Source organism: Xanthomonas campestris pv. asclepiadis, assembly GCF_020784175.1.
In the GTDB taxonomy this organism is placed as follows: Bacteria; Pseudomonadota; Gammaproteobacteria; order Xanthomonadales; family Xanthomonadaceae; genus Xanthomonas; species Xanthomonas campestris_D.
This window is the reverse complement of the sequence record NZ_JAJGQM010000004.1, coordinates 161,371-182,225: the sequence shown is the minus strand read 5'-3', so window position 1 is coordinate 182,225 and position 20,855 is coordinate 161,371. Positions and strand designations below refer to the sequence as shown.

21 protein-coding genes are annotated in these 20,855 nt (G+C 66.0%); 11 read left to right on the top strand and 10 right to left on the bottom strand.

Annotated elements, in window-relative coordinates:
* A partial coding sequence (locus LL972_RS03765; RefSeq protein ID WP_228326456.1) for a hypothetical protein occupies positions 1 to 299 on the top strand: 299 nt, incomplete at its 5' end.
* Between the two features lie 82 nt (positions 300 to 381).
* Here the strand turns inward: LL972_RS03765 and LL972_RS03760 are convergent.
* Positions 382 to 627, bottom strand: a complete 246-nt coding sequence (locus LL972_RS03760) for a hypothetical protein (RefSeq protein ID WP_228326455.1) — start codon at positions 625 to 627, stop codon at positions 382 to 384.
* Here LL972_RS03760 and LL972_RS03755 point away from each other — a divergent pair.
* A complete protein-coding gene (locus LL972_RS03755) occupies positions 626 to 865 on the top strand; it encodes a hypothetical protein (RefSeq protein WP_228326454.1) in 240 nt (79 codons plus the stop codon). The genes LL972_RS03760 and LL972_RS03755 overlap by 2 nt on opposite strands.
* A 320-nt stretch (positions 866 to 1,185) precedes the next feature.
* On the opposite strand, the gene LL972_RS03750 is transcribed toward LL972_RS03755, so the two are convergent.
* Positions 1,186 to 3,303 carry a methyl-accepting chemotaxis protein gene (locus LL972_RS03750; RefSeq protein WP_323134201.1) on the bottom strand — a complete coding sequence of 706 codons (2,118 nt, stop codon included), beginning with the start codon at positions 3,301 to 3,303 and terminating at the stop codon, positions 1,186 to 1,188.
* A gap of 183 nt (positions 3,304 to 3,486) precedes the next feature.
* On the opposite strand from LL972_RS03750, the gene hrpB reads away from it, so the two are divergent.
* Positions 3,487 to 5,988: an ATP-dependent helicase HrpB gene (hrpB, locus tag LL972_RS03745; protein WP_228326453.1), complete on the top strand. Its 2,502-nt coding sequence runs from the start codon at positions 3,487 to 3,489 to the stop codon at positions 5,986 to 5,988.
* 420 nt (positions 5,989 to 6,408) lie between these two features.
* A complete protein-coding gene (locus tag LL972_RS03740; protein ID WP_228326452.1) occupies positions 6,409 to 6,840 on the top strand; it encodes a hypothetical protein in 432 nt (143 codons plus the stop codon).
* Positions 6,841 to 7,247: 407 nt separating this feature from the next.
* On the opposite strand, the gene LL972_RS03735 is transcribed toward LL972_RS03740, so the two are convergent.
* The gene (locus LL972_RS03735; RefSeq protein WP_228326451.1) at positions 7,248 to 7,820 is read right to left on the bottom strand and encodes a pseudouridine synthase; all 573 of its coding nucleotides are present in this window, start codon (positions 7,818 to 7,820) and stop codon (positions 7,248 to 7,250) included.
* Between the two features lie 354 nt (positions 7,821 to 8,174).
* Positions 8,175 to 9,029 (bottom strand): class I SAM-dependent methyltransferase, encoded by an 855-nt coding sequence (locus LL972_RS03730; RefSeq protein WP_228326450.1) that lies wholly within the window; start codon positions 9,027 to 9,029, stop codon positions 8,175 to 8,177.
* Between the two features lie 230 nt (positions 9,030 to 9,259).
* Between LL972_RS03730 and LL972_RS03725 the strand changes: the two genes are divergently transcribed.
* From LL972_RS03725 to LL972_RS03710, 4 genes are all read left to right on the top strand, one after another.
* The gene (locus LL972_RS03725) at positions 9,260 to 10,231 is read left to right on the top strand and encodes an aldo/keto reductase (RefSeq protein WP_228326449.1); all 972 of its coding nucleotides are present in this window, start codon (positions 9,260 to 9,262) and stop codon (positions 10,229 to 10,231) included.
* Positions 10,232 to 10,349: 118 nt separating this feature from the next.
* Positions 10,350 to 11,378, top strand: a complete 1,029-nt coding sequence (locus LL972_RS03720; protein WP_228326448.1) for an NADP-dependent oxidoreductase — start codon at positions 10,350 to 10,352, stop codon at positions 11,376 to 11,378.
* A 69-nt stretch (positions 11,379 to 11,447) separates the two neighbouring features.
* Positions 11,448 to 12,251, top strand: coding sequence for a 2,5-didehydrogluconate reductase DkgB (gene dkgB, locus LL972_RS03715; RefSeq protein WP_228326447.1), 804 nt, complete (start codon positions 11,448 to 11,450; stop codon positions 12,249 to 12,251).
* A gap of 147 nt (positions 12,252 to 12,398) precedes the next feature.
* Complete coding sequence (locus LL972_RS03710; RefSeq protein ID WP_228326446.1) at positions 12,399 to 12,701, top strand: hypothetical protein; 303 nt, start codon at positions 12,399 to 12,401, stop codon at positions 12,699 to 12,701.
* Between the two features lie 91 nt (positions 12,702 to 12,792).
* Here LL972_RS03710 and LL972_RS03705 read toward each other — a convergent pair whose 3' ends face one another.
* A complete protein-coding gene (locus LL972_RS03705; RefSeq protein WP_228326445.1) occupies positions 12,793 to 13,182 on the bottom strand; it encodes a hypothetical protein in 390 nt (129 codons plus the stop codon).
* A 219-nt stretch (positions 13,183 to 13,401) separates the two neighbouring features.
* Between LL972_RS03705 and LL972_RS03700 the strand changes: the two genes are divergently transcribed.
* Complete coding sequence (locus LL972_RS03700) at positions 13,402 to 14,220, top strand: DUF2884 family protein (protein WP_228326444.1); 819 nt, start codon at positions 13,402 to 13,404, stop codon at positions 14,218 to 14,220.
* A 59-nt stretch (positions 14,221 to 14,279) separates the two neighbouring features.
* Here the strand turns inward: LL972_RS03700 and LL972_RS03695 are convergent, their stop codons facing one another.
* The 5 genes from LL972_RS03695 to LL972_RS03675 all read right to left on the bottom strand — a co-directional run bounded on the left by LL972_RS03695 (position 14,280) and on the right by LL972_RS03675 (position 18,212).
* Positions 14,280 to 14,981: an alpha/beta fold hydrolase gene (locus tag LL972_RS03695; RefSeq protein WP_228326443.1), complete on the bottom strand. Its 702-nt coding sequence runs from the start codon at positions 14,979 to 14,981 to the stop codon at positions 14,280 to 14,282.
* A 282-nt stretch (positions 14,982 to 15,263) separates the two neighbouring features.
* Positions 15,264 to 15,692: an organic hydroperoxide resistance protein gene (locus LL972_RS03690; protein WP_104534338.1), complete on the bottom strand. Its 429-nt coding sequence runs from the start codon at positions 15,690 to 15,692 to the stop codon at positions 15,264 to 15,266.
* Between the two features lie 103 nt (positions 15,693 to 15,795).
* Positions 15,796 to 16,257: a MarR family winged helix-turn-helix transcriptional regulator gene (locus LL972_RS03685; RefSeq protein WP_228326442.1), complete on the bottom strand. Its 462-nt coding sequence runs from the start codon at positions 16,255 to 16,257 to the stop codon at positions 15,796 to 15,798.
* Positions 16,258 to 16,376: 119 nt separating this feature from the next.
* The gene (gene zapE, locus LL972_RS03680) at positions 16,377 to 17,471 is read right to left on the bottom strand and encodes a cell division protein ZapE (RefSeq protein WP_228326441.1); all 1,095 of its coding nucleotides are present in this window, start codon (positions 17,469 to 17,471) and stop codon (positions 16,377 to 16,379) included.
* A 78-nt stretch (positions 17,472 to 17,549) separates the two neighbouring features.
* Positions 17,550 to 18,212 (bottom strand): alpha/beta hydrolase, encoded by a 663-nt coding sequence (locus LL972_RS03675; RefSeq protein ID WP_228326440.1) that lies wholly within the window; start codon positions 18,210 to 18,212, stop codon positions 17,550 to 17,552.
* A gap of 66 nt (positions 18,213 to 18,278) precedes the next feature.
* Here LL972_RS03675 and LL972_RS03670 point away from each other — a divergent pair, with 66 nt between their 5' ends.
* Positions 18,279 to 19,151 (top strand): hypothetical protein, encoded by an 873-nt coding sequence (locus tag LL972_RS03670; protein WP_228326439.1) that lies wholly within the window; start codon positions 18,279 to 18,281, stop codon positions 19,149 to 19,151.
* A gap of 111 nt (positions 19,152 to 19,262) precedes the next feature.
* Positions 19,263 to 20,060, top strand: coding sequence for a hypothetical protein (locus LL972_RS03665; protein ID WP_228326438.1), 798 nt, complete (start codon positions 19,263 to 19,265; stop codon positions 20,058 to 20,060).
* Positions 20,061 to 20,855 lie beyond the last annotated feature (795 nt).

Below are 20,855 nucleotides of genomic sequence, written 5' to 3'. Positions count from 1 at the left end.
TCTCGACGCCCAAACTGCCAGAATCCGAACAGATAAGGCTCTGGCGCGGCATCCATGCCGCTCAAGGTCCCGCGACGGTGGGCAGGCAAGGACCAAGCGAGATTGCAGGCAAAGTGCGCCTGCTCGCCGCGGCGCGTAACGCAAATCCAATGGCGCTGTCGATACGCTCGCGTTCAGCGCACACGGACGTGATCGGATGGAATCTGCAACACAGCACCGTCCACGCGATCGGCAAGGCGAACCCGCCCTTGCTATCTTGTTGGTGCTCGCACTGCATGGTGTATTCGCGCCTTGGCTAAGCCGCATACCGCCGGTCGCTGTAACCGATCGCCAGCGCAGCAGCTCGCCGCGAATGACGCTGGTTTTTTTACCGCGCCCGCTTCAAGCAGCCGGTCCACAGGCACCACCGCCCGGCATGATCACTCGGTCGCCATCGTCGCGACGCGTGGTAAATACAGCGAGCGCGGCGATGCCTCGCAGCACGCAAACACTGCCACAGGTAGACATGCGGCGATCAGCACACTCATCCGACAGCCCTGTCGCTACATCTGGTAATACTTCGCAGTCGTTGAATCTTTCAATACCGGCCACCGTCGTCGATACGGCAACGCCCACACGCAATTTCATGCAACGCACCGCGCCGGTGGACTATCAGGCCACCCTTTTTGCCAACGAGTGGACGCCGGACGGCGGCGAGATTCAGCAGACCTGGGCCTTTCGTTCCAAGCTCGCCGGTGCCGCGCTGTCGCTAACAGGCGCGCTGGAACGACCCTGCAACCAACGCGAGCGCGATCAGCGATTGCGCAGATGCTTCGGAAAGCAGTACCAGGGCGATATGGATCCGCCAATCACGCGAGCGAAGTGAGAGGACAGCAGAGTCTGCCTCAACCCAGTTCCTTCCAAGCTGTTTGATCAGTGAGACCAGAAACGGCGTCACTACAGTATCGGGCCACGTACGCACTGCGCTACGTAAATCTTTGCTTGATCAGGCCAACTGCTCGCAGTCACGCGCCCGGCGCGACTATGTCGCACCGTAACAAGACCTCATCGAAAACAGACGCGTGCGCGTTTTTTTGACCATTCTGCACAAGCCTACACGCTGATCACTGCTGCTCTACGCACTTCGGCGCGAAGGAGCCCGACCATGACCTCCCTCGCACCGACCGCGACTACGACATTCGTCGGTCACGCCGCAGCCGCCAGGCGCGGCCGGCGTGCATCCAGGCGGAACACCGCTACCGCTTCGCTCAGTTCCACCGCCTGCTCTTGCATTGCACGTGCCGCGGCGGAAGCTTCTTCCACCAGTGCGGCATTGCGCTGGGTGGTTTCGTCCATGTCGTTGATCGTGCGGGCGACCTGCTCGATGCCGGAGGACTGCTCGCGCGATGCCGCGGAAATCTCCGCGATCAAGGTGGTGACCTGCTGCACCGACTGCACGATCTGCTGCATCGTCTGCCCGGCCTGATCCACGCGCGCGCTGCCACGCTCCACGCTGTCCACCGAGGCATCGATCAGGTGCTTGATCTCCTTGGCCGCGCCGGCCGAACGCTGCGCCAGCGCGCGCACTTCCGAGGCGACCACGGCGAAACCACGGCCCTGCTCACCCGCACGTGCGGCTTCCACCGCCGCGTTCAAGGCCAGGATATTGGTCTGGAACGCGATGCCGTCGATGACGCTGATGATCTCGGCGATTTTCCTGGACGAGACTTCGATCTCGCCCATGGTGTCGACCACGCTGGCCACCATCTCGCCGCCGCGGCCGGCGATCTCCGCGGCCGCCTGCGCGCCGCGGCTGGCCTGCTGCGCGGTGTCGGCGTTCTGGCGCACGGTGGAGGTGAGTTCTTCCATCGAGGCGGCGGTTTCTTCCAGGTTGGCGGCCTGCTGTTCGGTGCGCTGCGCCAGGTCGTTGTTGCCGGCGGCAATCTCCGCCGAGGCGGTGCGAATGGTCTGCGCGGCCAGGGTGATGTCGCCGACGATATCGGTCAGGCGCTGCACGGTGGCGTTGGCATCGTCGCGCATGCGCGCAAACACGCCTTGCTGGTTGCCGTGCATGCGCGCGGTCAGGTCGCCATCGGCGATCGCCTTGAGCACCTGCGACAGCTCGGCCAGATTCTGGTCCACGTTCTGCATCAGGCCGTTGACGCCGCTGACCATGGCGCGGAATTCGAACTGGTAGGCCTCGGCATTGCCGCGCGTGGCGAAGTCGCCGGCCGCAGCCGCGTCGACCAGGCCACGGATTTCGCCATTGATCGCCGCCAGGTTGCGCTTGGTGGTGTCCATCGCCTCGGTGATCTGCGCTTTCTCGCCCGGCAGGCGCGGCATGTCCACCGACATGTCGCCGACCGCGTAGTGCTGCATCACCTGCAGCATGTCGCCGATCAGACCGACCTGCGCGCCGATCAAGCCATTGGTGTCGTCGACCATGCGGCCGTACGCGCCCGGGAAGGCCTGCGCATCCATGCGGTAACTCATCTGCCCGGCTTCGTAGCGATGCGCCATGTCGGCCTGCGCGGTGGAGACGTCGGTGAGCGTGTTGACCACCTGGCCCATGGCCTGGCCGAGCAGACCGATTTCATCGCGATTGCTCACCGCTGCACGCGCCGATAGATCGCCGGCTGCCACCTGGCGTGCCGCACGTGCGACGTTTTCGATCGGGCGCACGATCGAGCGACGGATCCACCAGCCCAGCACCGCCACCAGGCACAGCGCCGCAACGACGGTGGCCACCGCCGACAGCACCAGCTTGTGCTGCGCCGATTGCGAACCGGCCAGCACCGCGGCATCGGCCGGGGTCTTGCTGCGCGTCACCAGCGCTTCCAGCGTCTGGCTGGGCGCGCGGTCCTGGCCCTTGACCAGTTGATCGCCCACCTGGGTGTCGTAGCCGGTCTCGGCAAACTTGCCCAGCGCCGCTTCGTAATTGCGCTGCAAACCCAGATGCGCCTTGGCAAAGTCCTGCGCGAGCGTCCGCACCTGCGGGTCCCGGGTTGCCTTGGCCAGCGCCTCGGTGCCTGCCTGCACCTTCCTGCCCTGCTCGCGGAAGGCGCTCAGGTGCTTGTCCAGTTGCGCCGGATCGCGTCCGCGGATCAGCACGTTCTTCCACTCCTGCACCTGCAGGCGGAAATCGCGGGTGATCTCCTCGCTGCTGGAGGCCTGCGCCACCTCCGGCGGTACCTTGCCCGACAGACTCAGCCAGGCCGTGCCCAACCCACCGAGGGCACACAGCAGGATGACCGACAGACCCAGCGCGAGCGCGCCGAGCAGCTTGCTTTGCAGGCTGACGAATTTCGGGGTGGCAGCAGACATGGTGCATCCAAAGCGGGGGTTACACCGGTTATCGACATGTGTCTTACCGATCTGAAGCAGCGGCCGGCGCCAAACATCTGCCTTGAATGCCCGGAGAGGTGCGCACTTCCGGATTCCCCGACAGGCTTCACCCGACCGCCCGACCATCGCGCCATTTGTGGCGGCCCCGTATCCTTCCCGCACATGACCGAGCCTGCTTTTCCGATCTCTCCCCTGCTGCCGCAGCTGTGCGACAGCCTGGCCGCCCATCCGCGGCTGGTGCTGGAAGCCCCGCCCGGCGCCGGCAAGACCACCCAGGTGCCGCTGGCCTTGCTGGACGCGCCGTGGCTGGCCGGTCGCAAGATCGTGATGCTCGAACCGCGGCGTGTGGCCGCCCGCAGCGCCGCGGTGTTCATGGCGCGCCAGCTGGGCGAGCCGGTCGGCGAGACCGTGGGCTACCGCATCCGCTTCGAGAACAAGACCTCCGCGCGCACCCGCATCGAGGTCGTCACCGAGGGCATCCTGACCCGGCTGATCCAGGACGACCCGATGCTGGAGAGCGTCGGCGCGCTGCTGTTCGACGAATTCCACGAACGCCATCTGGCCGGCGACCTCGGCCTGGCGCTGGCGCTGGACGTGCAGGCGCAGGTGCGCGAAGACCTGCGCATCGTGGCGATGTCGGCCACGCTCGATGGCGAGCGCCTGGCCGGCTTTCTCGACGCGCCACGCCTGAGCAGCGCCGGACGCAGCTTCCCGGTGGAGATCGCGCACTTTCCCGCGCGCCGCGACGAAGCGCTGGAACCGCAGACCCGACGCGCAGTGGAACACGCCTTGGCCACCCATCCGGGCGACGTGCTGGTGTTCCTGCCCGGCCAGCGCGAGATCGCACGCGTGCACGGCGCGCTGCAGGACGTGCTGGACCCGGCGGTGCAGGTGCTGCCGCTGCACGGCGAGCTGTCGGTCGAGGCGCAAAGCCAGGTCCTGCAACCCGACCCGTCAGGGCGCCGCCGCGTGGTGCTGGCGACCAATGTGGCCGAGTCCTCGGTGACCCTGCCCGGCGTGCGCGTGGTCGTCGACAGCGGGCTGGCGCGCGAGCCGCACTACGATCCCAACAGCGGTTTCTCGCGGCTGGACATCACCACCATTGCGCAGGCCTCTGCCGACCAGCGTGCCGGCCGTGCCGGGCGTGTGGCCAGCGGTTGGGCGTACCGGTTGTGGCCGCAATCGCAACGGCTGGAACCGCAGCGGCGCGCGGAGATCACCCAGGTGGAGCTGGCCGGCCTGGCGCTGGAGCTCGCCGCCTGGGGCAGCACCGCACTGCGCTTCGTCGATGCACCGCCGGCCGGCGCGCTGGCCGCCGCGCACGAATTGCTGCAGCGGCTGGGCGCGCTCACCGGCAGCGGCGGCATCACCGCGCTGGGCCGGCGCATGCTCGCGCTGGGCACCCATCCGCGCCTGGCCTCGATGCTGGCGCAGGCCGGCGATGCAACGCGCGTGGCGCTGGCCTGCGACCTGGCCGCCTTGCTGGAAGCGCGCGACCCGCTGCGTCAGGGCGGCGATGGGCTGGCCGCGCGCTGGCGCGCACTGGCTGCCTTCCGGCAGGGCCGCAGCGCGCACGATGCCAACCGCGGCGGCCTGGCCGCGATCGACAGCGCCGCCAAGCAATGGCGACGCCGGCTGCGCTGCGACAGCGCCCCGCCTGCCAGCGTGGAGGCGCATGCACTGGGCGACCTGCTCTCGCACGCCTTCCCCGACCGCATTGCCGCGCGCCACCCCAACGACCCGCTGCGCTACCTGCTCGCCAACGGCCGCAGCGCGCGCCTGTTCGACCACAGCGACCTGCGCGGCGAGCCGTGGCTGGTCGCCAGCGAACTGCGTTACGAAGCCAAGGACGCGCTGCTGCTACGCGCCGCGCCGGTGGACGAAGGCTATCTGCGCCGCAGCGTGCCAGAGCGCTTCGTGCAGCAGGACCTGGTGCAATGGGATGCGGACAAGCGCGCCCTGGTTGCGCGCCGGCAATCCAGCTTCGACCGCATCGTGCTCGACAGCCGCCCGGCCGGCCGCGTCGATCCGGCGCAAGCCGCCGGCGCCCTGACCGAGGCTGTGCGTCAGCTGGGCCTGGATGCCTTGCCCTGGACCGACGGCCTGCGCCAATGGCGTGCACGCCTGCAGTCGTTGCGCGTCTGGATGCCCGAGCTTGCGCTGCCCGACCTGTCCGACGCCGCGTTGCTGGAGACGCTGGACAGCTGGCTGCGCCCGGCCTTCGCCGGCAAGACCCGCCTGGATGCGCTGGACGAAGCCAATCTGGGCGAAGCGCTCAAGGCCGCCTTGCCGTGGGACCGCCGCCAGCTGATCGACCGCCACGCGCCCAACCGCATCAGCGTGCCCTCGGGCATGGAGCGGCAGATCGTCTATGCCCTCGACCACACCGGGCAGCCGTTGCCGCCGGTGCTGGCGGTCAAGTTGCAGGAACTGTTCGGCCTGGTCGAAACCCCGCGCATCGCCGACGGCCGCATCCCGCTGACCCTGCATCTGCTCTCGCCCGGCGGGCGCCCGTTGCAGGTGACGCAGGATCTGAAGAGCTTCTGGGTCACGACGTATCCGGATGTCAGGAAGGAGATGAAGGGGCGGTATCCGCGGCATCCGTGGCCTGAAGATCCATGGACTGCAACGGCAACCCATAGAGCAAAACCGCGTGGCACCTGATAAACCCTGGCCCGCAGCGGCGGTGAAGAATTGCAGGGCTCCAAAGGCTCCTGCGGCGCGGCCGGAAGATCCATGGACGGCAACGGCAACGCATAGGGCGAAACCGCGTGGCACTTAAGGCCCCTCTCCCCTCGGGAGAGGGGTTGGGGTGAGGGTGCGAGCGAAGCCCTCGCGCTGCTCAAGCGCACGTGGCTTCGCCCGTACCCTCATCCGCCCTTCGGGCACCTTGTCCCGTTGGGAGAAGGGAAGCGCCGCGCATGCGCGTCGCTCTGTTCTTTACCGCTACCTCAGACTCCCGCGCCCAACGCGCACTGCATCATTACTTAACCGCAAGCCAAACAAGCTCCACCACCGCTAACACCGTCTATACGCACCAGCCCACACACTGCGGCCCACGTACTCAGAAAGGAAACGCCTCCAATGAGCAAGCTGACTGTGATCACCGAACGCGCCCTGGAGCGTGCCCTCGAACTGGCTGGCAATGCTGGCGACCACCTCCGTCACGCCGCATCCAACGCGGGTGATCAGGCGCGTAATGCAGGCAGCAGCCTGCGTCATTTCAGCCCGGGCGCCAGCGACTGGCTGAAGACCGGCGCTGCACTGGGTGCCGTGCGTACCGGCGGCAAGGTTGTCGGCAAAGTGGTCAAGCGCAATCCGGCTGTCACCGTGGCTGCTGCGGTCGCCGGCCTGGGCCTGATCGGCTACGCCGTGTATCGTAAGCGCCAGCGTGACCAGCAGGTGCTCGGCGGCAACGTGCACCGCCTGGATCGTGAAAACGCCAGCAATGCCAGCGCACGTCGCGCGGCCTACCAGCGCCGTGGTGCAGTGACGCCGAGCGACGGCATCGAATAAGCCGCCCTTCCAGGCACAAACAAAAACGCCACGGCCCTGCGCCGTGGCGTTTTTGTTTGTGGACGACGATCGGTGTGACTATCAAATCCTTAAGTCATCGACACCCACGCGCGTGGTCGAAGAATGCGGCACAACATGTGCGGGTCCGGGGCCATTAACGATCGCGTGTAATCGCGTTGCCTTTTCGCACTCGCGCCCCTGTCATCCATGCATGTCCTGAAGCACAGCGGGTCGACGCATCGTTGGAGTGGATCGGCCATCCAGACACGCAACCGTCCCATCTCTGCTTGCGTTACCAATCCAGCGGGTAATGCTGCATGGGCGGTGCGGCAAAGCGACCGGTGGACCGAATGCAGCAATTCCGCGTCGCGTGCGGTGAAGCGACCGCCGTACCGGATGCATCGGGCTCAGCGTCGCGTCCTGGTCGGGCGCGCGGCATGCGTTTGTGCAATATGCCACTGGCCGGGCGCAAGCGCATCCAGTGTCCAGTCGCCGATCGCCACGCGGATCAGACGCAGGGTCGGGAGACCGACCGAGGCGGTCATGCGCCGCACCTGGCGATTGCGGCCTTCGGTGATCTGCAGTTCCAGCCAGGCATCGGGCACGGTCTTGCGGACCCGCACCGGCGGATCGCGGGGCCACAGGTCCGGTGCCGGGTCGAGCCTGCGCACCTTGGCCGGACGGGTCGGGCCGTCGTTGAGCAGCACGCCATCGCGCAAGGCCTGCAGTTGCGCAGGCGCCGGCTCGCCTTCCACCTGCACCCAGTAGGTCTTGGGTTGCTTGTGGCGCGGGTCGGTCAGGCGGTGCGCCAGTGCGCCATCGTCGGTCAGCAGCAACAGGCCTTCGCTGTCGTGATCCAGTCGACCGGCCGCATAGACATCGGCCGGCAGGCCGAATTCGGCCAGCGTCCGTTTGGGCGGCTGCGAGCGGTCGCTGAATTGTGACAGCACGCCATAGGGTTTGTTCAACAACACCAACATGCCAATCCTGTTGCGCAAGGTCGTTGCAGGCCACGCGCGTGGCGCGTGGGTCGTGCACCGGGTTGAAGAGGTCACGCCACCAGCGACAGGCGATGTGATGCTGCCTGCAACGGCGTTGAACGCTGACGCAGCGAGCATCGCGACGCGGGCGGTTCTGCAACGTTGGCGTGCTGCGTGCAAACGCCGCAGCGTCGGTCTGGCTGGCCGTCATTGCGCTACCCGCGCCGGTCGTGCGGCCGTGCGCCTGCTCGCGCCGTCATCGGATGCCGCGCGTCATCCCAGCATCGACGCGCCGCAGCGGACCGCCAAAGGCCTGCATGCCGACGCGCGATGCGTCGGCATGCAGGCGGTGCCTCACTGCTTGACGAACTTCAAGGTCATGCGGTCACTCTCGCCGATCGCCTTGTACTTGGCATCGTCGGCCTTGTCGTGGCTGTTGCTCGGCGGCAGGGTCCACACGCCACCGGGATAGTCCTTGGTATCGCGCGGATTGGCGTTGACCTCGCTCTTGCCGGCCAGCTTGAATCCGGCCGCTTCGGCCATCGCAATCAACTGCGCCTGGCCGACATAGCCGCTCTTGTCGTCGGCCGGCACGTCGGCCTTGGCGCGGTGCTCGACCACGCCAAGCACACCGCCGGGCTTGAGCACCTTGTAGAAGCCGGCAAACATCGCCTCGGCATTGCCGGCCATGCGCCAGTTGTGCACGTTGCGGAAGGTGAGCACCAGATCGGCCGAGTTGTCCACGCCGAACGAGGGCGTCTTGGGCACATAGGAGACGAACGACGGCTTGCCGTACACCTCCGGCTTGGCGGCAAACTTCTTCTCCAGCTCGTCGCGCCCGCGCTGCGCCGAGTCGCGGCCACGGCCTTCCGGCACGGCGGCCGGGTCGACCACTGCCGCCACGTACTTGCCCTTGTCGCGCAGGTAGGGCGCCAGGATTTCCGAGTACCAGCCGCCGCCCGGCGTGATTTCGATGACGGTCTGGGTCGGCTTGATGCCGAAGAACGCCAGCGTCTGGCCCGGATGACGGTAGACATCGCGCTGCACGTAGACACGATCGCGCCAGGTGCCGTCGATGGCTTTCTGCAGCGCCGCGTCGGGCGCCGGCAGGCTTGCGCTATCGGCCGGTTTCATGGCCATTGCCAGTGGCGCGCTCATCGCCACTGCCATCCCCACCACACATGCACACACCAGCTTGTTGCGGATCATCGCAGCGCCCTTTGCGGGAAAAAGTAGCGCGAGCCTAGCATGCGGCCCGAAGCCTGCCATGTGCATGGATCAAGGCGCCGCATGACGCGCCGCACCAGGCGGCAAGCGACATGTTCAAATGACGTGAGTCGATGAGGGCGATCTGCGGAACGCAGAATCCACGCAGGTGTCACACGCAACATCGGCACGCATGACTATCCTGTCGGCAGTTCGAATCAGGAGCATCCGTGATGACCCATTCCCGCGCGCTAGGCCGCTCCGGCCTGCAGGTTCAACCGATCGTGTTCGGTGGCAACGTGTTTGGCTGGAGCGCCGACGAGGCGACCTCGTTTGCGTTGCTCGATGCCTTCGTCGATGCAGGTTTCAATCTGATCGACACCGCCGATGCGTACTCCGGCTGGGTGCCGGGCAATCGCGGTGGCGAGTCGGAAACCATCATCGGGCGCTGGCTCGCACGCAGCGGCAAACGCGACAAGGTGTTGATCGCCACCAAGGTGGCAAAGTGGAGCGAGCATCCGGGCCTGTCGCCGGAGAATATCGCCGCTGCCGTGGAAGATTCGCTCAGCCGTCTGCAGACCGATGTGATCGATCTGTACCAGGCGCACGAAGACGACGCATCGATTCCGCTGGAAGCCACGCTGGCCGCGTTCGGCCGCTTGATCGAACAGGGCAAGGTGCGCGCGATCGGCGCGTCCAACTACAGCGCCGCCCGCCTGCGCGATGCCCTGGATGTTTCCGAGCAGTACAAGCTGCCGCGTTACGAAAGCCTGCAACCGGAATACAACCTCTACGACCGCGCCGGCTATGAAGCCGAGCTGGAGGCGTTGGTGCGCGAACGCGAGCTCGGCGTGATCAGCTACTACTCGCTGGCCAGCGGCTTTCTGACCGGCAAATACCGCAGCGCCGACGATGCCGGCAAGAGCAGCGCGCGCGGCGCCTCGGTAGTCAAGCAATACGTCAATCCGCGCGGTCTGCGCATCCTGCAGGCGCTGGACGATCTGGCGGTCACTCACAACGCGACGCCGGCCCAGATCGCACTGGCCTGGCTGATCGCACGACCGGGCCTGACCGCACCGATCGTCAGTGCCACCAGCGTGACCCAATTGCACGATGTGCTGGCCGCCGCGCAGGTATCGCTGAGCGCCGATCAGATCGCACAGCTCGATGCCGCAAGCGCCCCCGAGCCGGCTGACGCGGCCTGACGCATCGGTTCGCAGCACGCTCGCATTGCAAAGACGGACAGACGTCTTCCCGCGCGCAGCCGCCAGCGCGGCTGTGCCTTCCGGCCGCGTACGCGCGGCCCTTTCCGCAAGGAATCCCATGACATCGATCACCAACCGCCGCATCGTGCTGGCCTCACGCCCGCACGGCGAGCCGAGCGCCGACAATTTCCGCATTGAAGAAGTTGCATTGCCACCCACCGGGCACGAGCAGATCCTGGTGCGTAACCGCTTCCTGTCGCTGGACCCGTACATGCGCGGACGCATGGACGAAGGTCCGTCCTACGCCGCACCGGTGGAGATCGACGCAGTGATGGAAGGCGGCACCGTCGGCGAAGTGCTCGAATCGCACCATGCCGGCTATCAGCCCGGCGACTTGCTGGTGCTGCCCGGCGGTTGGCAGAGCCATAGCCTGCTCACGCCCACAACGCCGTTGCGCAAGCTGCCCAAGGACGACGCCCTGCCGCTCAGCACCGCGCTCGGTGTGTACGGCATGCCTGGCTTCACCGCCTACGCCGGCCTGCACGAAATCGGCAAGCCGCAGGCCGGCGAAACCCTGGTGGTGGCGGCAGCCAGCGGGCCGGTCGGCGCCACCGTGGCCCAGCTGGCGCGCTTGCAGGGCCTGCGCGTGGTGGCCATCGCCGGTGGCGAGGAAAAGGTGCGGTATCTGCGCGAGGTGCTGCGCGTGGATGTGGCGCTGGACCATCGCGCCGACGACTTTGCCGAGCAATTGCGCGCGGCCACGCCGGACGGGATCGACATCTACTTCGAGAATGTCGGCGGCAAGGTCTTCGACGCGGTATTGCCGCAATTGAACGACTTCGCGCGCATCCCGGTCTGCGGCGTGATCGCCACCTACAACAGCCGCGGCCAGGCCTTGCCGGGGCCGGATCGCCTGCCGGAGTTCATGGGCCAGGTGCTGCGCAAACGACTGACCGTGCGCGGCTTCATCCAGCACGACTTCATCCGCCTGATGCCCGCCTTCCTGCGCGAGATGGGCCAGTGGCTGCGCGAGGGCCAGATCCAGTACCGCGAACACGTCCTGCACGGCCTGGACAGTGCCCCGCAGGGCCTAATCAGCCTGCTGCGCGGCGAGAACTTCGGCAAGGCCGTCGTCGCCCTCGACTAGCTCGACTCGCAGCGCCAAATACGCTCCCCGCTTTTACGATTCCCCATTCCCGATTACCAAAGGAACACAATGACAGTCCCCGCATTCGGCCTCGGCACCTTCCGTCTCAAGGACCAGGTCGTCATCGACTCGGTGCGCAACGCACTGGAGTTGGGCTACCGCGCCGTCGATACCGCGCAGATCTACGACAACGAAGAGCAGGTCGGCCAGGCCATCGCCGCCTCCGGGTTGCCGCGCGACCAGCTGTACCTGACCACCAAGATCTGGGTCGACAAGTTCGAGCGCAGCGCCTTGCTGCCCAGCCTGCAGGAAAGCCTGCGTAAACTGGGCACCGACCATGTCGATCTGACCCTGATCCACTGGCCTTCGCCCAAGGATCAGGTGCCGATGCGCGACTACCTGGAAGCCTTGAACGAGGCCCGGCAGCAGGGTCTGACCCGTGCGATCGGTGTGTCCAATTTCACCATCGCGCTGATCAGGCAGGCCATCGAGATCCTGGGGGCCGATACCATCGCCACCAATCAGATCGAAGTGCATCCGTACCTGCAGAACCGCACCCTGATCGCGTTTTTGCGCGAGCAAGGCATCCATGTCACCTCGTACATGACACTGGCCGTGGGCGAGGTGCTGAAGGATCCTGTGATCCAGGCGATCGCCGCGCGCCACGACGCCACTCCGGCGCAGGTCACCCTTGCCTGGGCATTGCAGCAAGGGTATTCGGTGATTCCGTCCTCGACCAAGCGCGACAATCTTGAAAGCAATCTCAAGGCGCAGACGCTGCGGTTGAGCGAGCAGGATATGGCCGAGATCGCCGCACTGGACCGCGGTCAGCGCCTGGCCAATCCGAAGGCGATCGCACCCGACTGGGATTGAGGTCCCGGTGTGGCCACGGCTCGGCGCTGTCCGGTCCGTGGCGCAGCCACCCGCGGCGACCGCTCGTCGTCGCGTGCTGGTTGCACACGGCACGCGCTGCTACGGTGCCAGGCACAGGGGGGTAGCCTCGGCAACGGAGTCCTACCCATGCACAGCGCATCCGTCTTGACCCGCCGCACCGTCAATCTCGACACAGAGATCGCCTACTGGCGCAATGTCCACGCCGAAGGCCATCTGGGTGGCTACGCCTTTGCCGATTACGCCCGGTTACTGACGCTCGGCTACGACATCTATCTGGCCTATCCGCGCGCGACCGAAGCACAGCTGTATCGCGTGCTGCAGGACGGCTATTACCACTATCGACCGATGCTGTCGGTGCCCTGGGACCAGGCGCGCTGGATCGTGCGACATGCCTGGCGCGATCTGGAAGAAGCCGCGGTCCGGCATTGAAGCGAGCGTCCTGACGTAACGTGACCACTGCGACCACTGCGCAGCCCGTGCGGCCGCGCAGCGCCTCAGCTCACTGCCCCAGCGCCATCGCCTAGCGATCGATGCGGTGCTTGTCGGCCAGCGCCTGCATGCCCTGCAAGGTGGCGGCGATCAGGCTGGCGTAGCGCAGCCGCCACAGCGTGGCGCGGTCGTTGTCGTCGTGGGTATTGCCCAGGCCATCGAGCACCTGCGGCAGACGGCGGTCGGCCAGGGCGGACGCGGCCAGGTACGGCTTTTCCGGTGCAATCACGTCCACCGGTGCGCGCCAATCGTTGGCAACCTGCTGGGAGATGCCGGCCAGATGCGAGAGCTGGTGCATGCCGATCAGCGTCTCGTGCAGCATCTCGCGGCACGCCCACTGCCACAGCGCCACCTTCTCCGATGGGTCCTTGGCAATCTCGGTGAGTGCCAGATCAACCTTGTCGATGCGTGAGTCGCGCATTGCTGAGCTCCGATGCTGCTGTGCAACATAATTCACACCATACACCGTGAGTATCAAGTGAGCCAAACGTTTGAAAGATGTCGGCGCGCCGATGCTCGACCACGCTCACGCGGTGCGCCATAGGCCCCGGCCGCCGCCGCGGCACCCTGACTTCCTGCCCATGGCAAGGCGCGCAGCCGCGCGCCATGCTGCCGCATCCCCGACTCCCAGGCATCCGTTATGCGCTTGCCCACCGTCCTGGCCCCGCTCCTGCTGCTGGCGGCCTGTAGCGCACAGGCCGCAACCGCCAGGCCGCAGGTGTCCGCCGAGCAGTGCGAGGTCAGTACCTCCTACGACGTGCTGGCCGACAGCGGCGGCATCTGGCTGCGTCGCAAGCAAGGCGTGCCGCGCGAGATTTTCTTCCACGGTGGCGAGCTCAACATCGATCGCCAACCCCAACCCGTCAGCGCTGCCGATGCGCAACGCCTGCGCGACCTCGAGCAAGGTGCCCGCGCACTGATGCCGGCGGTAACCGCCATTGCCCGCTCGGTGGTCGATATCAGCTTCGACGCACTGGCCGGAGTGGTGCAGATGCTCACCGACAGCACGCGCCAGGAGCGCAAGGTCGAGCGCCTGCGCGGCACTGCGCTTGCGCAGGTCGATGCCACGCTGGGGCGTGGGCGCTGGGAACAGGCGCTGTTCGACGAACGTTTCCAGGCCAGTGTCGAACGCGCTGCCGACGACCTGGCCGGCAGCCTGACCCGCAGCGTCATGTGGACAGTGATGACCGGACGCGCTACGCAGCTGGAGCGACGTGGCGAGCAACTTGACGCGCGCATGGAGCAGCAGATGCAGGCCCGCAGTCAGGCGCTGGAAGCGCAGGCACAGACCCTGTGCACGCAGGCGCAGGCACTGTATGGGCTGCAGCAGGCGCTGGAATATCGCTTCCAGGGCGAGCGGCTGCAGATGCTGGAACTCAACACGCGCCAGCACAAAGACGAAAAAGACCAATCCGATGCGCCGGTGTCCAACGGTGTTGTGGTGACGGCGGCGCACTGACCGCGACGATACATTGCAAGCGGCATTGCAAGCGCAACTACACATCGGCTATCGCAGTGTCAGGCGAGCAACCATTGCCGTAGCGCATCCGATACCTCCTGCGGCTGCTCCAGTGGCGACAGATGCCCGCAGGCAGGCACTTTTACCAGCCGCGCCTGTGCTGCGAGTGCGGCCATTTCCTCGTGCAATGCAGGCGGAGTGATCGCATCGTCCTCACCGCACAGCACCAGCAGCGGGCCGGCATAGGCGCGCAGCAGCGCGCGGCCGTCTTCCCGCTCCAGCCGGTTCTGCCGCAAAAACACCTCCACGCCCAGACGCTGGGTCATGCCTCGCACCCGCTCCAGCAAGGCCTCGTCCTGCCAGCGCGAGGGGTGCACGTAATGCCGCAGCAGCCGTTCGCCGAATCCGTGGAAGGCACTGGCGCCACGTACGCTCGCCTCCTGCGCGCGCCGTTGTGCCGCACGCTCGGGCGCATCGGCACGGGCGGAGGTATCCAGCAAGGCCAGCCGCTCGACACGCTCCGGTGCGATACGCAGGATTTCCTGCGCGACATAGCCACCCAACGAGAATCCCGCCAGTGCAAAACGCGGCGGCATCTGCGCCAGCAGCTGTGTTGCCAGCGCGCGCATGCGCTCGCCCTGGGTGATGTCGCCGACCACGCAGTCGGCAACGTCGGCCAGTGCCACGCGCTGCGCGTGCCACAACTGCGCATCGTTGAGCAGACCGGGGAGCAGCAACAAGGTGGGACGCGTTGCGCTCATGCGCAGGAGGGTGCGATCGAGGTCGCAGAAGCAGGCACTGTCATCGCAACAGTGTGCCGCACGGTGACGCCCATCGCCAGCGCGTGCATGCGCATCCGGGCGCAGGTTGCATCGACCCGTCTGTCGTATTGTCCCGCCGACGTACCAGACTGCGCTGTCGGCGACGCCGTCGCCTATGTTTCTCCAGAGCAGCGCTCCTGCTCCTGCAACAAAACGGCCCGACGCATGCGCCGGACCGTTTTTGACTTCACCACGTATCGGACGTGGCGATGCTGGCGTGGATCAGGCCAGAGTCAGGGTGACGTCGATGTTGCCGCGGGTCGCGTTGGAATACGGGCAGACCTGGTGGGCCTTGTCGACCAGCGCCTGCAGTTCGGCCTGGTCCATGCCCGGCACTGCGATGCGCAGCTCGACGGCAATGCCGAAGCCGCCCGGAATCTGGCCGATGCCGACGCTGCTGTCGATGCTCACTTCGCCCGGCAGCTTGAGCTTTTCTTGCCCCGCGACAGCCTTCATCGCGCCGATGAAGCAGGCAGCGTAGCCGGCAGCGAACAGCTGCTCCGGGTTGGTGCCGTCGCCGCCCGCGCCGCCTAGCTCACGCGGGGTGGACAGCTTGGCGTCCAGCGCCTTGTCGGAAGACACGGCACGGCCTTCGCGGCCACCGGTCGCAGTGGCGTGGGCGGTGTAGAGGACTTTTTCAGGTGAGGCCATGGTGGTTCTCCAGGTGAGCGCTGTCAGCGCGTGATGTAGATGAATCGTTGACGATTGAATCGTGTGCAACATGTTGCATGGCGCGTGGGCAATGCTGATCACCTCACCCCGCGCCGAGGTTGGAGCGTAATGTCTCCAGCTGCTGCTTGAGGTGACGCAATTCGTCCAGGGAGCACGCCGAGGCACAGAAGACCTGCTCGGAGACCGCGCCGGCCTTGGCGCGCAGCGCGCGGCCGCTATCGGTCAGCGCAATGATCACCTGGCGCTCGTCGCTGGCAGCGCGCGTGCGGGTGACCAGTCCGGCGGCCTGCAGCCGCTTGAGCAGTGGCGTCAGCGTGGCCGAGTCCAGGAACAGGCGCTCGCCGATCTCCGACACGCTGCGGCCGTCGGTTTCCCACAGCACCAGCAGCACCAGATATTGCGGATAGGTCAGGTCCAGCGTCTTCAGCAGCCCACGGTAGAGCTTGTGCATCGCCAGGTTGGCCGAATACAGCGCAAAGCACAGCTGGTTGTCGAGCTGCAGCAGCGCGTCGGTCCGGGCAGTGGTGGTTGTGGCGGTGTCCATGGCTGCAAATTACATCGTACGCTATTTAATAGCAAGCGATATTTTTCATATGCCGCTTCTGCAGGGGTAAGCGGCAACAACGGTCTTGTGGCGTCCGGGCCCAGGACGCGTCTGCATGTCTAGGCCCGATGCGCGGTCGCCAGATAGTCGGCGCTCTGCATCTCGATCAGGCGCGAGGCGGTGCGCTCGAACGCGCCGGCCAGGCGCTGGCCGCTGTACAACGCCGGCGGCGCGTCTTGCGCGGTGCAGACCAGGTTGACGTGGCGGTCGTACAACTCGTCGATCAGATTGACGAAGCGGCGCGCGGCGTCCTCGTTCATGCGGTCGAAGTGCGGGATGCCGCCCAGCAACACGGTGGTGAACTCACGTGCGATCTCGATGTAGTCGCCGGGGCCGCGCGGGCCCTCGCACAGCGCGGCAAAATCGAACCAGGCGATGCTCTTGCCGCGCGCGCGCACAGCAATCTTGCGCGCCTCGATTTCGATATTGCCGCTGCGCGCCTCGGAATTTCCGCTCAGTTCGCCCCAGCGTTGCGTCAGCCATGCATCGGCCTGCGCATCCAGCGGCGCGCGATACACCGGCGAGCGCGTCAGCGCGCGCATGCGGTAATCTTCGGTGCCTTCGGCATAGAGTTCCACGCAGAACTTCTGCAGCAGGACGATCGCCGGCATGAAGCTGTCGCGTTGCAGGCCGTTGGCGTAGAGGTTTTCCGGCGCGGTGTTGGAGGTGGTCACCAGGGTCACACCTTCGGCGAACAGGCGTTCCAGCAGGCGCGCCAGCAGCATCGCATCGCCGATGTCGGTGACGAAGAATTCGTCCAGCACCAGCACGCGCAGATTCTCGCGCCACTGCTGCGCGATCTTGGCCAGCGGATCGCTTTGCCCGGCATGCTCGCGCAACTGCTCGTGCACCCCGCGCATGAAGCGATGGAAATGGGTGCGGTACTTCTGCTTGATCGGCAGGCCGTCGTAGAACAGGTCGACCAAAAAGGTCTTGCCGCGCCCCACCCCGCCCCAGAAGTACAGGCCGCGCACCGGCTCGGGCTTTTTCCAGAGCGCCGACAGCCGATCCAGCCAGCCGTCCTGCGCGCTGTCCACCAATGCCTCGTGGATACGGTCCAGTTCCGCCAGCGCCGCCTGCTGCGCGGGGTCGGCGCGCCAGTCGCCGCGTTGTACGCCGGCGGCGTAGCGCTGCGACGGGGTCATCTCACTCATCGTGTTCTCCGCGGGCCGGCTGCTGCCTTGCCCGCTCAACGGCGCATCGCCGGGCGATACGCATGGGCCATGCCGCGGTCAGATGGCGGCCGGCAACCAGCGCCGGACACCATGCTGGATCGCACCGCGCAGGTCGATCAACTTGCGGTGGAAAAAGTGACTGGTGTCAGGCATGCGGACCAGCTCGGGCTGCTGCTCCAGGGTCTCCAGCCAGGCATACACCGCCTGCGGGTCGACAATTTCGTCGGCATCGCCCTGGATCACCAGCCACTGCGCCGGCGGCTGCACGTCGCTGAAATCCCAGCGCCCGGCCGGTGGCGCGATCGAGATCAGCACCTGCGGTTCGAGCGAGCCGGCAGCGCGCAACGACACATAGGCACCGAAGCTGAAACCGGCCAGCCACAGCGTGTCGCCCGGGCGCTGGCTGCGCACCCACGCGGCAACCGCGCGCAGATCGTCCTGCTCGCCGTCGCCCTGATCGAAGCTGCCGGCCGAGGTGCCGACACTGCGGAAATTGAAGCGCACCACGGTGATCCCCAGCTCGCGCAACGCGCGCGCGGCCATGGTGACGACCTTGTTGTGCATGCTGCCGCCCTCGGTGGAGAGCGGATGGCAGACGATGGCGGTGACCGGTTGCACGGCGACGTCGGGCTCGGGCAGATCGACCGCGATATCGAGCGGGCCGACCGGCCCGTCCAACGTCAGTGCAGCCGATTCGGTGGGGAATGGGAGATTGGACATGCCCTCATAATAGCCGCCCCGCCGGCCGCGTTCATCGCCCTGCCTGCACACTTCGTTGCGTTGCCTATGTATTTCCTGCTGTTTGCCGTCGTTTGCAGTGTCCTGGTGTCGGTGGTCCTCAAGCTGCTGCCGCGCTATCGCCTGGACGCTGCCCAGACCATCACCTGGAACTACGCCACCGCTGCCGTCCTGGCGTGGCTGTTGCTGAATCCTGCGTTGGACACGCTGCATGCGTCGTCTACACCGTGGGCAGCATTGCTGGCGCTTTCGGTTTCACTGCCGTCGATCTTCATGGTGCTGGCGCGCGCCGTGACCACCGCCGGCATCGTGCGTACCGAGATGGCACAACGTTTGTCGTTGCTGCTGTCGTTGGCGGCGGCTTTCACCCTGTTCGGCGAGCCGTTCAACGGATGGAAGCTGACTGGACTGGGCATGGGCCTGCTGGCCATCGTATGCATCGTGCAACGCGCAGATCCGCGCGACCGTGCTGCGCCGGCTCCCTCGGCTGCGTGGCTGTGGCTACTGGGCGTGTGGATGGGCTTTGCACTGATCGATCTGTTGCTCAAGACCATCGCGCAGGCCGGTACGTCGTCGCTGACCTCACTGACGCTGTGCTTCGCCATCGACTTCGTCCTGATGTCGCTGCTACAGGGTCTGCGCTGGACACGCGGCGTACGGATGGACCGCCGCAACGTCATGGCCGGCGTGCTGCTGGGCATGCTCAATTTCGGCAACATCTTTTGCTATGTGCGCGCCCATCAAGCATTGCCGCACAGCCCCGCTACGGTCTTTGCGAGCATGAACATCGGCGTGGTCGTCCTTGGCGTGCTGGTGGGCGCGCTCGGGTTCAAGGAGCGTCTCGGTACACGCGTACGCGTGGGTCTGCTGCTGGCGGCCCCGTCGATCGCCGCCATTGCATGGGGCATGTACACCGCTTGAGAACAGCCGTTCGGTTAGTGGGCCCTTTGTTCGCAGCGTACCGGGTTCGGTAAAACAAGCTCGATACCGTAGCGACCACACACAGGGCTTGTCGTCCGGTTGGAGTGGGTCATGCGGCTGAATCCCTGGTTGAAAGAACGGCGGGCAACGAGCGCTGCCGCAGATGCAACCGGTGCCTACGGCTCAGGCACGTCACGGTTGTTTACCCAACCGCGCAGGCTGCCTGCAGCGGCTGGCGGCGTAAATTTGCGGCATGCGGCTGCCGCACGACAGGAGCAGGCACCTGCCTGCACGCTTCAACGGACGCAGCAGCAGGCAGCGCAGGCCTGGTTTCCATCATCGTCCTTGGCTGGTGTTGCGTCATGCGCATCACCGCCAAGCGTTGCGCGACTGCCGCGCGCTGGGATGCGGTCTCTGCTGCAAGGCATGAACTGCCGTCTGATACAACTCAACCCGCAATACCACGCCATTACTACACGCTTGTTTCTTGAGGAGCGCCAGGCGACGCCGCAGGAACAACGCGTGCTCGATCAACGCAATCGTCTATTGGCGCGGCGCAATCGGTTACGCGATAGTCAATTGGAGTTTCTGCTGCAAGCACTTGCACCGTTGGAGCAAGTGGATGCCCCGACCACGACAGCCGACCAGCTGACGAATACGCACAACGATGCGATGCAGCGCGCTCACGTGCGACCGCTGGTAATGAACGCGATGGCTCGCTCGACCTGCCTGGCCGAGGTCTTCAGGCATGCCGAAGTGCAGCTGGATGGCTTGCAGGAAAGCGCTGCGCCGTGCGAGCGGATCCTGAAACTGCAACGACTCATGCAACGCTACCGCACCCTGGCGGCTTCGATAAGTGACCTGAAGGAAGTCTGCCAACAGCGGAAGCAAGGCGACGGACATGCATGACCACGTTGTTGTTTACCTCGACGCCGAGCGGAGGGCGCCGTCTGCAAGCGCGGCGATCGCCTGCGGCGTGCGCATCGATTGAGACTGACATTTCGGCTTGCGCGACGCCGGTTCGCAGCCTGCATCACGCCATCGGAGGCGGTCGCTACTGTGGGCACGTACGACCCACAGGAGTTCGTTATGCGCCTGAATCCGTTTTCGAGCAGCCGCCATCGGGTCGCTCCAGAACCGCTCAGCCCCGCCTCGACCACGACCACGACCACGACCACAAAGCACATTGAGACGACCACGCAGCATCCGCTGTCTCAAGCGCACAAGCGCAGCAAACCGCAGGGCGCGGCGAAAACATCTACCCAATCCTTTCTTGCGTCTGCGCGCAAATCATTCGAGTCCTTGCGCAAGCAGCTGCCGTCAATGCACATGAGCTCCTCAGCGCTACGGCCAACGCGCACCTCAGATGCGCCCGGGCCTTACGTGACGCAGGTGGCCACGCAGGATCGCCCACCGCAAAGGCATGTCGCGCAGCAGTATGTCGATGCGCGCCAGCAGCAGTCTGCTCCACAGGCCGCCGGGTCGGCGCGCGTCAGAGGGCCGGAACCACAGCGGACTGCCTCGATACCGCGGCCAGCTTCGATCAGGCAGGCACCTATCCCGATAGTTTCTCCGCCACCGGCGACATCGCCGGTCATGCCCGGACCCGGGCATGTGCAGCAGGCACGGCAGCGGCAACCTCGCACCGAACACGGATTGCAAGCGTCCATTTCCAACGCAAGGCATCGCGAAACCCCGCAGCAG

Coding starts and splice junctions, on each gene's coding strand:
- LL972_RS03690 (WP_104534338.1), bottom strand. CDS start 15,692: ATGGCCTCACCTGAAAAAGTCCTCTACACCGCCCACGCCACTGCGACC.
- dkgB (WP_228326447.1), top strand. CDS start 11,448: ATGACAGTCCCCGCATTCGGCCTCGGCACCTTCCGTCTCAAGGACCAG.
- LL972_RS03710 (WP_228326446.1), top strand. CDS start 12,399: ATGCACAGCGCATCCGTCTTGACCCGCCGCACCGTCAATCTCGACACA.
- LL972_RS03755 (WP_228326454.1), top strand. CDS start 626: ATGCAACGCACCGCGCCGGTGGACTATCAGGCCACCCTTTTTGCCAAC.
- LL972_RS03685 (WP_228326442.1), bottom strand. CDS start 16,257: ATGGACACCGCCACAACCACCACTGCCCGGACCGACGCGCTGCTGCAG.
- LL972_RS03665 (WP_228326438.1), top strand. CDS start 19,263: ATGCGGCTGAATCCCTGGTTGAAAGAACGGCGGGCAACGAGCGCTGCC.
- LL972_RS03695 (WP_228326443.1), bottom strand. CDS start 14,981: ATGAGCGCAACGCGTCCCACCTTGTTGCTGCTCCCCGGTCTGCTCAAC.
- LL972_RS03740 (WP_228326452.1), top strand. CDS start 6,409: ATGAGCAAGCTGACTGTGATCACCGAACGCGCCCTGGAGCGTGCCCTC.
- LL972_RS03720 (WP_228326448.1), top strand. CDS start 10,350: ATGACATCGATCACCAACCGCCGCATCGTGCTGGCCTCACGCCCGCAC.
- LL972_RS03675 (WP_228326440.1), bottom strand. CDS start 18,212: ATGTCCAATCTCCCATTCCCCACCGAATCGGCTGCACTGACGTTGGAC.
- LL972_RS03705 (WP_228326445.1), bottom strand. CDS start 13,182: ATGCGCGACTCACGCATCGACAAGGTTGATCTGGCACTCACCGAGATT.
- LL972_RS03725 (WP_228326449.1), top strand. CDS start 9,260: ATGACCCATTCCCGCGCGCTAGGCCGCTCCGGCCTGCAGGTTCAACCG.
- LL972_RS03750 (WP_323134201.1), bottom strand. CDS start 3,303: ATGTCTGCTGCCACCCCGAAATTCGTCAGCCTGCAAAGCAAGCTGCTC.
- LL972_RS03670 (WP_228326439.1), top strand. CDS start 18,279: ATGTATTTCCTGCTGTTTGCCGTCGTTTGCAGTGTCCTGGTGTCGGTG.
- LL972_RS03700 (WP_228326444.1), top strand. CDS start 13,402: ATGCGCTTGCCCACCGTCCTGGCCCCGCTCCTGCTGCTGGCGGCCTGT.
- hrpB (WP_228326453.1), top strand. CDS start 3,487: ATGACCGAGCCTGCTTTTCCGATCTCTCCCCTGCTGCCGCAGCTGTGC.
- zapE (WP_228326441.1), bottom strand. CDS start 17,471: ATGAGTGAGATGACCCCGTCGCAGCGCTACGCCGCCGGCGTACAACGC.
- LL972_RS03730 (WP_228326450.1), bottom strand. CDS start 9,029: ATGATCCGCAACAAGCTGGTGTGTGCATGTGTGGTGGGGATGGCAGTG.
- LL972_RS03760 (WP_228326455.1), bottom strand. CDS start 627: ATGAAATTGCGTGTGGGCGTTGCCGTATCGACGACGGTGGCCGGTATT.
- LL972_RS03735 (WP_228326451.1), bottom strand. CDS start 7,820: ATGTTGGTGTTGTTGAACAAACCCTATGGCGTGCTGTCACAATTCAGC.